This is a genomic window from Pseudomonas sp. IT-P4 (genome assembly GCF_949767755.1).
Classification (GTDB): Bacteria; Pseudomonadota; Gammaproteobacteria; order Pseudomonadales; family Pseudomonadaceae; genus Aquipseudomonas; species Aquipseudomonas monachiensis.
Genome location: NZ_CATKPX010000089.1, coordinates 150823 through 162413, shown reverse-complemented (window position 1 = coordinate 162413; position 11591 = coordinate 150823). Strand labels below are relative to the sequence as shown.

Annotated in this window: 7 protein-coding genes; 6 read left to right on the top strand and 1 reads right to left on the bottom strand. The window is 59.0% G+C overall.

Features of this window, described 5'->3' with window-relative positions:
* Nucleotides 1-79: 79 nt before the first annotated feature.
* The 5 genes from ACM6IT_RS26590 (at nucleotide 80) to ACM6IT_RS26570 (ending at nucleotide 9188) form a co-directional block, all read left to right on the top strand.
* Nucleotides 80-709 (top strand): LysE family translocator, encoded by a 630-nt coding sequence (locus ACM6IT_RS26590; protein WP_056726246.1) that lies wholly within the window; start codon nucleotides 80-82, stop codon nucleotides 707-709.
* Nucleotides 710-957: 248 nt separating this feature from the next.
* Nucleotides 958-2640, top strand: coding sequence for a fatty acid--CoA ligase (locus ACM6IT_RS26585; protein WP_056726245.1), 1683 nt, complete (start codon nucleotides 958-960; stop codon nucleotides 2638-2640).
* Between the two features lie 338 nt (nucleotides 2641-2978).
* A complete protein-coding gene (locus ACM6IT_RS26580) occupies nucleotides 2979-4880 on the top strand; it encodes a DUF1302 domain-containing protein (RefSeq protein ID WP_414918999.1) in 1902 nt (633 codons plus the stop codon).
* A 28-nt stretch (nucleotides 4881-4908) separates the two neighbouring features.
* On the top strand, nucleotides 4909-6273 hold the full coding sequence (locus ACM6IT_RS26575; protein WP_056726243.1) for a DUF1329 domain-containing protein: 1365 nt from the start codon (nucleotides 4909-4911) through the stop codon (nucleotides 6271-6273).
* Nucleotides 6274-6449: 176 nt separating this feature from the next.
* The gene (locus ACM6IT_RS26570) at nucleotides 6450-9188 is read left to right on the top strand and encodes a LuxR C-terminal-related transcriptional regulator (protein WP_223540967.1); all 2739 of its coding nucleotides are present in this window, start codon (nucleotides 6450-6452) and stop codon (nucleotides 9186-9188) included.
* Nucleotides 9189-9671: 483 nt separating this feature from the next.
* On the opposite strand, the gene ACM6IT_RS26565 is transcribed toward ACM6IT_RS26570, so the two are convergent.
* On the bottom strand, nucleotides 9672-10316 hold the full coding sequence (locus ACM6IT_RS26565) for a polymorphic toxin type 44 domain-containing protein (protein ID WP_414918998.1): 645 nt from the start codon (nucleotides 10314-10316) through the stop codon (nucleotides 9672-9674).
* 614 nt (nucleotides 10317-10930) lie between these two features.
* Here ACM6IT_RS26565 and ACM6IT_RS26560 point away from each other — a divergent pair.
* Complete coding sequence (locus tag ACM6IT_RS26560; protein ID WP_414914551.1) at nucleotides 10931-11575, top strand: MBL fold metallo-hydrolase; 645 nt, start codon at nucleotides 10931-10933, stop codon at nucleotides 11573-11575.
* The last annotated feature ends 16 nt before the right edge of the window (nucleotides 11576-11591 follow it).

Below are 11591 nucleotides of genomic sequence, written 5' to 3'. Positions count from 1 at the left end.
TTGTGCATTGAACTGAAGGCGTAATCTGCCGAGCCTACCAGATGAAATAAATAGTTACGCTTGGCCTGAAGGAGCCCCCATGTACTGGACCGAGTTCTTGACCGTTGCCCTGATTCACCTGCTGGCCGTGGCCAGCCCCGGCCCGGACTTTGCCGTGGTGGTGCGCGAAAGTGTTACCCACGGTCGCCGCGCTGGCACCTGGACCGCGCTGGGTGTGGGGACGGCGATTTTCCTGCACGTGGGTTACTCACTGTTGGGGATCGGCCTGATCGTGTCCCAGTCGATCGTGCTGTTCAATGCCTTGAAATGGGCGGCCGCCGCTTACCTGCTGTACATCGGTTACAAGGCGTTGCGCGCGCAGCCGGCCAAGCCTGTGGCGGACGATCTGCACAAGGAAGCCGGGGAGCGCACCGCCCGTGGTGCCTTCACTTCGGGTTTCGTCACCAATGGTCTCAACCCGAAAGCCACCCTGTTCTTCCTGTCGCTGTTCACTGTGGTCATCAATCCGCAAACGCCACTGGCCGTGCAGGCCGGTTACGGGGTTTACCTGGCGGTGGCGACAGCGATCTGGTTCTGCCTGGTGGCGATGCTGTTCAGCCAGCAGCGCGTACGCGCCGGTTTCGCCCGCATGGGTCACTGGTTTGACCGGACCATGGGCGCGGTGCTGATTGCAATTGGCGTGAAGCTGGCTTTTACCGAGATGCATTGATTCCGTAGGAGCTGCCGCAGGCTGCGATCTTTTGATCTTCAGCATTATTGGAATCGCCTAAAGATCGCAGCCTGCGGCAGCTCCTACACCGGATCCAACTGCAATCACCAAACTTCTGTGAGAGCTGGCGCAACGCCAGTATTCATGCGGTTCTGCAAATCATTCCTTTGGCTGATTTGGCTGACCTTCAAGGGCACTACAGTGCGTACTTTCAGTCACGACCGTGCAGTCAGATTAAAGGGATTATTATGTTGCAGACTCGCGTTATCCCCCCGGCCGAAGGCGCTTACCAGTACCCGCTGTTGATCAAACGGCTGCTGATGTCCGGTGCCCGTTATGAGAAAACCCGCGAGATCATTTACCGCGACAAGTTGCGCTATAGCTACCCGACCCTGATCGAACGGGTGGCCCGCCTGGCCAACGTGCTGACAGCGGCCGGGGTCAAGCCCGGGGATGCCGTGGGTGTGATGGACTGGGACAGCCATCGCTACCTGGAATGCATGTTCGCCATCCCGATGATCGGTGCGGTGATCCACACCATCAACGTGCGCCTGTCGCCGGAACAGATCCTCTACACCATGAACCACGCCGAGGACCGCTTTGTGCTGGTCAACAGCGAGTTCGTCGGCCTCTACAAGGCCATCGAGGGGCAACTGACCACGGTCGACAAAACCCTGCTGCTGACTGACCTGCCGGAAAAAACCGCAGACCTGCCGAACCTCGTCGGCGAATACGAACAGCTGCTGGCCGCGGCGAGCCCGCAGTACGACTTCCAGGATTTCGACGAAAACTCGGTCGCGACCACGTTCTATACCACTGGTACCACCGGCAATCCCAAGGGCGTGTACTTCACCCACCGGCAACTGGTGCTGCACACCATGGGCGTGTCAACCATCATGGGCGCGATCGATAGCGTGCGCCTGTTGGGCACCAACGACGTGTACATGCCGATCACCCCGATGTTCCACGTGCACGCCTGGGGCTTGCCGTATGTGGCGACCATGCTCGGGCTCAAGCAGGTGTATCCCGGCCGCTATGACCCGGAATACCTGGTGGAGTTGTGGCGCAAGGAGAAAGTCACGTTCTCCCATTGCGTACCGACCATTTTGCAGATGGTCCTCAATGCCAAGGCCGCGCAGGACGTCGACTTCGGCGGATGGAAAATCGTCATCGGCGGCAGCGCCCTGAACCGCACCTTGTACGAGGCTGCCAAGGCCAAAGGCATTCAGTTGACCGCCGCCTATGGCATGTCGGAAACCGGGCCGCTGGTGTCGTGCGCGCACCTCAACGACGAATTGATGGCCGGTACCGAAGACGAACGCACCACTTACCGGATCAAGGCCGGCGTGCCGGGGCCACTGGTGGAGGCGGCGATCGTCGACACCGAGGGCAACTTCCTGCCCGCAGATGGCGAGACCCAGGGCGAACTGGTACTACGCGCGCCATGGCTGACCGAGGGTTATTTCAATGAGCCGCAGAAGGGCGCCGAGCTCTGGGCCGGAGGCTGGCTGCACACAGGTGACGTGGCGACCCTGGACAGCATGGGTGTGATCGACATTCGTGACCGGATCAAGGACGTGATCAAGACCGGTGGCGAATGGGTCTCCTCCCTGGACCTGGAAGACCTGATCAGTCGTCATGCGGCGGTACGTGAAGTAGCAGTGGTGGGGATCCCCGATCCGCAGTGGGGCGAGCGGCCGTTTGCCCTGCTGGTGCTGCGTGAAGGGCATGCAATCGGGGCACGGGAACTCAAGGAACACCTCAAGCCGTTTGTGGAGCTGGGACACTTGAGCAAGTGGGCGATTCCGAGCCAGATCGCCCTTGTTACTGAAATTCCCAAGACCAGCGTCGGCAAACTCGACAAGAAGCGCATTCGCGTCGATATCAGCGAATGGCAGGCCACCAACAGCACCTTCCTCTCGACGCTTTAAGCGTCTCCCGGCGTGCCCGAAAGGGCACGCCAGCCCCACCAAGCAAGCGCTTGGCTTGTCAAATCGAAATTTTCAGCCATCCTTGCCGTGCCGACGGGTGTCGGACTGGCGAAAGGACTGTTCCAGAGTGGCTGGCAACTGCAAATCACACTTTAGAGGGATCAAGCGCTACTACCTGCTGGCTATAGTCCGCTCAAGGATTTTTAAGAACGGGGCAACCGCACGAACAGGGGCGATGCAACTTTGGAATGACTTTGGGATGCCATGGCTCCCGGTTATCCACAACGTTTTTAGAAGTGCTCTTGCCATAAAAATAAAATGCACATGGAGTAGCGTCGATGACATCAGTTAACCAGTTCTGGCGCCGGGCGAAACTGCCCCTGGCTGTCAGTCTTGCCTCTACGCTCGCCGGGCCAGCATTCGGCGTCAGTTTCAACGTCGGTGAAATCGAAGGTCAATTCGACTCATCCCTGTCGATCGGTGCCAGTTGGTCTACCGAAAGTGCCAACAAGAACCTCATCGGTGTCAACAATGGCGGCAAGGGTCTGTCCCAGACTTCTGATGACGGTCACCTGAACTTCAAGAGCGGGGAAACCTTCTCGAAGATCTTCAAGGGCATCCATGACCTTGAACTGAAATACGGCGATACCGGTGTTTTCGTCCGTGGCAAATACTGGTACGACTTTGAACTGAAGGACGAAAGCCGTCCGTTCAAGGACATCAGCGACGAGGGCCGCAAGGAAGGCGCCAAGTCTGCCGGCGGCCAGATCCTCGACGCCTTCGTCTACCACAACTACGCCATTGCCGATCAACCAGGCTCCGTGCGTCTGGGCAAGCAGGTCGTGAGCTGGGGTGAAAGTACCTTCATCGGCGGTGGCATCAACTCGATCAACCCGATCGACGTTTCCGCGTTCCGTCGTCCGGGTGCCGAGATCAAGGAAGGCCTGATCCCGGTCAACATGTTCTATGTGTCCCAGAGCCTGACCGAAAACCTCTCGGCCGAAGCGTTCTACCAAATTGAATGGGACCAGACCGTCGTCGACAACTGCGGCACGTTCTTCTCTCAGCCGGACATCGTTGCCGACGGCTGTAACGACAACCTGCGCGTACTGGCCAAGCGCTCGCAAATTCCAGCCATTGCCTTGGGGCCGTTGGCCGCCAACGGCGTCGACGTCAACAACGAGGGTGTTCTGGTGCGTCGTGGCCCTGATCGCGATGCCCGTGACAGCGGTCAGTGGGGCGCGTCCTTCAAATACATGTTCGACCCGCTGGACACCGAGTTCGGCGCCTACTTCATGAACTACCACAGCCGTGCGCCGATCTTCAGCGCCACCGGTGCGCCGCAGTCGGTCTACAACACGGCAGCGGGGCTCCCGGGCCCGTTCGCCGCGCTGGCGCCATTGTTGGTAGCGGGTAATTCGCAGTACTTCATCGAATACCCGGAAGACATTCGCCTGTATGGCCTGAGCTTCTCCACCACCCTGCCTACCGGTACGGCGTGGAGCGGTGAGATCAGCTACCGTCCGAACGCTCCGGTGCAGCTCAACTCCACCGACATCCTGTTCTCCGGTGTCCGTCCTATAGGCAATAACAACCCGAACAACCCGTTGACCAATGCATCGCTGCTTACCGGCGTGCCAGGTCAGGACCTGCACGGGTATCGTCGCAAGGAAATCACCCAGTTCCAGACCACCCTGACGCACTTCTTCGACCAGGTCATGGGCGCCAGCCGTCTGACCCTGGTGGGCGAAGTGGGCGTGACCCACGTTGGCGGCCTGGAAAGCACTTCCGACGTTCGTTATGGCCGCGATCCGGTCTACGGTCCGGGTGAGTTGCCTGCCTCTGGCGCGCTTGATACCTGCGTGGCGCTCAACACCAGCACCATCAACGGTGCCGGCCCGGGTACGCCGACCAACAACCGCAGCCGCAACTGCACCGACGAAGGCTTCACCACGGCGACTTCGTGGGGCTATCGCGGTCGTGCCATCTGGGAATACAACGACGTGTTTGCCGGTGTGAACCTCAAGCCGAACGTTGCCTGGTCCCATGACGTGAGCGGTTACTCCCCTGGCCCTGGCGGCAACTTCGAGGAAGGCCGCAAGGCGGTGAGCCTGGGTGTCGATGCCGAGTACCAGAACACCTACACCGCGAGCCTGGCTTACACCAACTTCTTCGACGGCAGGTACACCACCGTGGATGACCGCGACTTCGTTGCGCTCAGCCTCGGCGTGAACTTCTAAGCACAGTATTTTCAGGACGAACGCATAAATGAAAATAACAAAAAGTCTGTTCCACGCCGGTGTTCTGGGTCTTTCGCTGCTGGCGACCAGCGTCATCGCAGCGGTTCCCCAGGCCGAGGCCGACAAACTGGGCAAGAGCCTGACCCCGATGGGTGCCGAAATGGCGGGTAACGCCGACGGTTCGATCCCGGCCTGGAAGCCGATGGCGAAGAACGCCGGTACGGTCGACAGCAAAGGTTTCCTGTCCAATCCGTTCGCCAGCGAAAAACCGCTGTTCACCATCACGGCGCAGAACGTCGACCAGTACAAGGACAAGCTCGCCCCGGGCCAGTACGCGATGTTCAAGCGCTACCCGGAAACCTTCAAGATGCCGGTCTATCCGTCCCATCGCGGTGCCACCGTGCCGGATGAGGTGTTCGCCGCCATCAAGAAGAACGCCACCAACACCAAACTGGTGTCCGGCGGCAACGGCCTGGAGAACTTTGAAACCGCCATTCCGTTCCCGATTCCGAAAAGCGGCGTTGAAGTCATCTGGAACCACATCACCCGTTATCGCGGTGGTAGCGTGACCCGCCTGGTAACCCAGGCCACGCCACAACCGAACGGCTCGTTCAGCCTGGTGTACTTCCAGGACCAGTTCGTGTTCCGCGACAAGATGAAGGACTACGATCCGGCGAACCCGGGCAACATCCTGTTCTACTTCAAACAGAAAGTGACTGCCCCGGCACGACTGGCCGGTGGTGTGCTGCTGGTGCACGAGACCCTCGACCAGGTGAAGGAACCGCGCTCGGCGTGGGTCTACAACGCCGGTCAGCGTCGTGTGCGCCGTGCGCCGCAAGTGTCCTATGACGGCCCGGGTACTGCGGCCGACGGCCTGCGTACTTCCGACAACCTGGACATGTTCAACGGTGCACCGGATCGTTACGACTGGAAGCTTGAAGGCAAGAAAGAGATGTACATCGGCTCCGATGCCTACAAGCTCGACGATCCGAAGCTCAAGTACACCGACATCATCAAGGCCGGTCACATCAACCAGGACCTGGCGCGTTACGAGTTGCGTCGTGTGTGGCATGTGGTTGCAACCCTGAAGGAAGGTCAGCGTCACATCTACGCCAAGCGTGATTTCTACATCGACGAAGATACCTGGCAAGCAGCGGTGATCGACCATTACGACGGTCGTGGCCAGCTGTGGCGTGTAGGTGAGGCCCATGCCGAGAACTACTACGACAAGCAAGTGCCGTGGTATGCCCTTGAAGCCCTGTACGACCTGCAATCGGGTCGTTACCTGGCGCTGGGCATGAAAAACGAAGAGAAGTCGGCTTATGACTTCGGCTTCACTGCCACCACCAGCGATTTCACCCCGGCCGCCTTGCGCCAGGATGGTGTTCGCTAAGGTGAACTGAGTAGAGGCCGCACCCTCTGAAACGCCCCGACTGGTTCGGGGCGTTTTTTTTTTGCGTGCAGACTTTTTGTAGCCATTTGTAGCAATTACCTTCATTCCCTATCCGTTTACGGCTAGTCTGCGGACATCTGCAACGCCGCCACCCGCAATTCAAACAAGAGCCGGCTATGACTGATTTGTCTACACTCCCAGGTTCTGCAAACGTTGCTGTCGCGACACTCGACGGGCGCTTCTTCCGCCCGCCGTTGCCCGACGGTCATGTGCTGCGTCCACGCTTGTGCGAGCGCCTGAGTGCCGGGCTCGGTGGCAGGTTATTGCTCGTCAGCGCACCGGCAGGGTTCGGCAAGAGTTCGTTGGCGGTGGAGTTTTGTCAGGGGTTGCCGGCGCACTGGCAAAGTCTCTGGCTGGGCTTGAGCCCGCGAGACAGTGACCCGGGGCGTTTTCTCGAGCGCCTGCTGGAAGGTCTCCAGGACTACTTCCCGCACCTGGGCAGGCAATCGCTCGGGTTGTTGAAAATGCGCCAGCGCCATCAGCCTTTCGCATTCGAAGAATGGCTGGACGGCCTGCTCGACGAATTGGCCGAGCACCTGTCCACCGCGACGCCATTGCTGTTGGTGCTGGATGATTACCATCTGGCCCAAGGGCCGGTACTCGACCGTTGCCTGCAATTTTTCCTCAATCATCTACCCGATGGTTTGCTGGTGATGGTCACCAGTCGTCAGCGTCCCGACTGGCATCTGGCGCGGCTGCGGCTATCGCGGCAACTGCTTGAGTTGCATGAACAGGATCTGCGCCTGACCCACGACGAGGCCTTGAGCCTGCTCGACCGGCACAGCAGTTCCCTGCGCGGTGAGGCACTGGAGAACCTGATCGAGCGCAGTGAAGGTTGGGTCGCGGGGTTGCGTTTCTGGCTGCTGGCCGCCTCGGAGGCGGGCACCGATGGCGCGTTGCCGCAATCGCTGCACGGCGGGGAAGGACTGATCCGCGATTACCTGCTCGAAGAGGTCATCGATTGCCTGCCCGCCGAGGTCCAGTCGTTCCTCTATGACACGGCGCCCCAGGAGCGTTTTTGCAGCGAACTGTGCGACGCCGTTCGCGACGCACATGACAGCGCAGAGATCCTGCGTTTCCTGCTCGCCCACCAAGTGTTCCTGGTGCCGCTGGACGAGCACGGCCACTGGTATCGTTACCACCACCTGTTTTCCGATCTGTTGCGCACGCGCCCGACTTCCCAGTCGATGGTGCCGGCCGCCAGCCTGCACCTGCGTGCCTGCCGCTGGTTCAATGCCCAGGGGCTGCTCGATGAGGCCGTGGAGCAGGCCTTGCGCGCCGGTCACCTGGACGTCGCGGCGAACCTGGTACAGAACCTCTCCGAAGAGCAACTGCTGGCCGAGCAGAATGTCGGCATGTTGCTGCGCTGGAAAATGGACTTGCCTGACAGCTTGCTGATCAGCACGCCGCGACTGATTGTGCTCTATAGCTGGGCGCTGGGGATGGCATGCCAACTGGATGCCGCGGAAGAACTGGCCAGCCATTTGAGCCGCTTCCTGCCCGCTCCGTCGGCCACCGCCCAGAAGTCCATGCTGGCCCAATGGCTGGCATTGAGCGGCATTATTGCCCGTGGGCGCGGCAACCGCGAACTGACGCTGCGGTACTGCGGCGAAGCGTTGGAAAGCCTTCCACCCAAGCGTTACGGTCAGCGCCTGATGTGCCTCTCGACCCTGTCCAACCTGGCCATTGCCGACGGTGATTTGTGGCGGGCACGAGGGCTTAACCGCGAATCGCTGGAGCTGGCGCAACGGGTCGGCAACCCCCTGTTCGAAGCACTGGCGCACTACGACCGCGCCCGGGTGCTGCAAGCGCGCGGGGAAATCTGTCGGGCGCTGGAGGAGGTCCGTCAGGGAATGCAGCGCCTGCAGAGCTTGCCTGCGCAACGGCTGTATGCGGTTCGCGCCCGGCTGACCTTGTACGAAGGCTTTTTACTGGCACTGCGCATGCAGCCGCAAGTGGCGCGCTTGCGATTGCAGGCCGGTTTGAGCGAGGCGCGGGCCTGCCGTGATATCAGCGTGCTGATCGGTCACTGCGTGATTGCCAGGCTGGAAGGCAGCAGCGGCGAGTTCGCCAAGGCCTTTGCCGAACTTGCCGAAGCCGAACGCCTCATGCACATCTGGGACGTACCACCGATCTACTACCTGGCCATGATCACCCTGGTCAAATGTGAACTCTGGCTGGCCCAGGGGCGCACCGATCTGGCCGAAGCCTGGCTAGCGCGCCTGGGGCAGACCTATAACGGCGAAAACGGGGCGGCACCACCGGAGTTCCACCCGCAACTGCCGTTGCATATCGAATTGCAACAAGCCTTGCTCGACGTCATCCAGGGCCAGCCGATGCTGGCCGAAGGGCGTTTGAATGCGCTGCTTGAACATGGCCAGCAAAGCGGTCGTCAGATGCTCAGTGCCATGGCGCTCACCCAGAAAGTGGCGTTGTTGCTGGGCAGCGGCCGGGAACCGGAAGCACGCAGGGCGCTGGCCCAGGCGCTGGACGCTGCCGGCGGAGGGGGGCTGCAACCCTTTGAGGGCTTGTTGGCCGAGCACCCGGACTGGCTGCGTGGGCAGCTTCAAAACTGTCCACAAACCCCCGTTTCCCTGAGCCTCAGTGAGAAGCTGCCGGCATTGGCTGCCCGTTCCGGGCCGGAATCCTGCGCGACCGCGGAACAACTCAGCACCCGGGAAATGGCGGTCCTGCGATTGATCGCCCAGGGCTGTTCGAATCAGGAAATCAGCGATCAACTGTTTATTTCCCTGCACACGGTCAAGACCCACGCCAGTCACATCAACAGCAAGCTCGGGGTCGAGCGGCGTACACAGGCCGTGGCACGGGCCAAGGAATTGGGGGTGTTGGTGTAACGTGCTGCAGATCTTCTATTGTGGGGGGGGCTGGTATCAGTGGTTCTGTGTTGCAGGAGGGGAGTTGTGAAAAAAAAACGGGCCAGGTTTGAAAACATTGGCTGCAATCAGCCCGGGAGCGCCCCGCACTGTTCAATGCGGCCACTCTCGGTGCGACTCTCAATTTCTCCGTCTGGCCCAATGTAGATATCTGTGTTTGGCCATTTCGGTTTGATCCGTATGCAGTGTGATTTACCTCCGTTTCTCCAGTAAAATTCCATAAAAAATTTCGCGTCAGGGAAGATATGACCAGGGCCTCCAGTCACTTCACCGGGGTAAAGTTCACCCTTTGAGATCTCGTGCTGAACATTCAGTATGTAGCCTAGGCGCCCTTGGCCTTTTTCAGAAAAGTAGAAGTTCACCTGAGGTGCGGCGAAGTACCAAAAGAGGATGGGTGCGAGCAGTAGAATGACCAAGCCGCACCTTGTATTCCTGGAATGGGGCTTACTTACAGGTATGCTCACGAATACCATCCCCCCAGCTTCTGCGTGGTAAGCCTAAGATTTCATCCATCAGCATCTTCACGGTTATCCCGCCGTTCGGTTGAAGTCTGTAAAGTTTGATGCCAATGCTGATAGATACCCTGTCTCCGATGTCGTCCCACGCTCGCATCCCTTCGATGTCCTCCGACCGACGTGGACCCGGTCTTTTATCCCATTTTTGTATTTTACGGATGGAATCTGAGGCAATTTGTTCGACTCCAGCTCCATCCAAAAGGAGACTTTCGGAAAGTCCTCCCGCCATCCCTACGTACCCATAGTGCACGTTTGACCATATGTCGTAGAAGTAGTCGAACATGCCTTGCTTCTGCCAAGGTCCGCCAAACTGTAGCCCTATCGTGACCTTGTGATCCCAGGGTCTGTTCTGACCTACACGCTCTGCCCAAAGAGCCATAGCCGCCACCTTGTTTCCTGACTCAATTGCTTTGAAGTTGGGTGGGGAAAGGCGTGCGTACCAAGGTAGTTTTCTGAACCTCTTTTGTTCAGCATCAGCGTCAAAATTGTTGAGGCTCTTCATCTTCACCACGGACGGATGAGTAATATTGCGGTTCATTTCCTCGGCAATGTAGCTCGCTACCTCTTCCATCATGTCAGGGTCGTTGCAAACGACAGGTCGTGTTTTCCTCTTAGCTAGTATCTGATCACTTTGTAGAGATTCTGTCGTCGATGGCTGGTCTGAATGCCTTGTAGGATGAGCAATACCTTGAACGTGTCCGGTGCGTGTAGTGCGAGTCGAAGGTGCAGGAGCAATCAGTCGATTGGTACCTGGTGGGCAGCCGCAGTGAACTTCTGCACCGTCGAGTACAGTTGGAACCCCATGCCATTTCATAGCGGGTAGGCTGTCAACAATAACGCCGTCTTTTCCGCGTTTCTTACACGCAGTGGTCTTGTCCCCGAGTCTTAGCACAGCGCGCCCTCCATGCGTCGCACAGGGCAAGCTACTGATACACATGGCTCCTGTTGTGGTCAGGTCGCCGTGCAATCCTTGACCTAACCCGTTAGCTGTTCCTCTTCCCATGATTCAGCCCTTGTGTTGATTGCAGGGGCGAGGACGCTAGGCTAGGCGGTACGGGAGTTAAATCAGACGTTTCCTTCAATGATGTAGGTGGATTCTGCAATCAGGCAGGTGATAAGCGGCGGACGGCATCGGCGATGTCGGCGGGCTGTGCCAAAATAGGCCATCCATTTTTTTCAGGAACACCCATGGACGCTGTCAAACCTGCGCTCATCCGCGAAACCTTCCCCGTCGGGCCTTTGCAGTGCAACTGCACGATCATCGGCGATCCGGTAACGAAAAAGGCCATCGTCGTCGATCCGGGTGGCAATCATGAACTGATCCTGGCGCGCCTCGATGCCCTGGGGCTGAAAGTGGTCAGCATTATTCACACCCATGCACACCTCGATCATTTCCTGGCTTCCGGCCAACTCAAGGAGAAAACCGGCGCGACCCTGCATCTGCACAAGGAAGACCAGTTTCTGTGGGACAACCTGGAAATGCAGTGCCAGATGTTCGGCGTTCCTTATACCCCGGTGCCGTCCCCGGATCGCTGGCTGGCCGATGATGAAGAACTGGCCTGCGGTTGTGGCGTGGCGCTGCACACGCCAGGTCATACGCCGGGCTCCATGAGCTTCTGGTTTTCCGAGGCCAAGCTGCTGATTGCCGGTGATACGTTGTTCAAGCGTGGGGTAGGGCGCACGGATTTGTGGGGCGGCGACCAGGCCACCATCGTGCGTTCGATCAAGCAGCGTTTGTACACCCTCGACGAGGAGGCGATAGTGGTGGCCGGGCATGGTCCGGATACCCGTCTGGGCGATGAAATGCGCGAAAACCCGTTTGTACGGGCCTGATTTGTAACGAGCGGAA